Here is a 244-nt window from a genome sequence, read left to right on the forward strand (position 1 = left end):
CTGTAATATCTTGGATCAACAACAACGATCTCTCTGTAATGAGGAGTTAAGAACGGAATAAAGCAGTCTGCAAATGAATCTTTCACCACAAGCAGTCTCTTCTGGCTCGTAGACACTGTCTTTATATCGATAACTGATGTATTCCCGCCTAAAAATACTCCGTACTTATCTCTTGTCTTTAGTTTGGACGAATCATAAAGAGAAGTTGTCTTTTTCGTTTCATTGACATAATTTACGATTACAT

The 244-nt window shown here is 36.5% G+C and carries 1 protein-coding gene; it reads right to left on the reverse strand.

Translation table 11 applies throughout. The features are described from left to right. On the reverse strand, positions 1 to 244 hold a 244-nt coding region (locus NE668_RS09975), incomplete at both ends, for a DHHW family protein (protein WP_256196853.1).

The organism is Veillonella parvula, from assembly GCF_024461875.1.
In the GTDB taxonomy this organism is placed as follows: Bacteria; Bacillota; Negativicutes; order Veillonellales; family Veillonellaceae; genus Veillonella; species Veillonella parvula_I.